The 760-nt window shown below is 48.4% G+C and carries 1 protein-coding gene and 1 pseudogene; both read right to left on the bottom strand.

What is annotated here, in order from left to right:
• A pseudogene (locus R7Q09_RS25190) lies at positions 1-408 on the bottom strand (hypothetical protein); the annotation flags it as partial.
• A gap of 99 nt (positions 409-507) precedes the next feature.
• On the bottom strand, positions 508-760 hold a 253-nt coding region (locus R7Q09_RS25185; RefSeq protein WP_318143826.1), incomplete at its 5' end, for an MGMT family protein.

The raw sequence follows: 760 nt of genomic DNA, 5'->3' as shown, positions 1-760 counted from the left end.
TCCTAATGCGGCTTTCGCCAACCATTGACTCGCTGGTTCAAGCTGAGTAAGAGCAGAAAGTTCGTTCGCAATAAGAGAGAACACGCGACGCTGAGCTTGCTCCTCTAGCAATGCCACATCCTCAGTGCCATCGACAAAAAAGCGTGCAACGGCGATGCTACGTTTAAACGCAAAACTCTCGGTAATGGCGCGATCATCTAAGCGGTCTAAACAGGCAAGAAACCGTTCGGGACGTTCAAGGTGACCAATTGCGGTGTGCAGCATCAGTGCAAATATTCGCTCAACTTGGCTGAGCGCTTCCACCTCATTCAGCGCCGTTTCTAGCTGAGCATAGACCTGTACTGGCTTTTCCTCGTGCAACTGCCAACACTCACTCATGAATGCATCAAAATCCATTTTGAAAGACATGCCCTTGTTATCCTTTGTTATCTTGTTCGTAAACAAACCACTCTCCACAATTCTCAACCGTGCGTTGCACGCCAAACAACAATATGAGAATCGCCTCACTTAAAGTGGTGTACCTTGCTCTAATGCGAGCAAACGTTGTGTGCGTTCTACCCCACCATCATACCCAGGCAGTTTGCCACTTTTACCAATAACGCGATGACAAGGCACCACAATGGAAATAGGGTTCTTGCCATTTGCTAACCCAACCGCACGTACGGCTTTCGGGTTGCCAATCGCGTTGGCGAGATCTTGATAGCTCCACGTCTCACCGAATGGAATGGTCGTTAACGCATGCCACACTTGATTTTGAAAA

The sequence above is a fragment of the Vibrio sp. 2130-1 genome (assembly GCF_033339515.1).
This window is presented reverse-complemented; position numbering and strand designations above follow the sequence as displayed.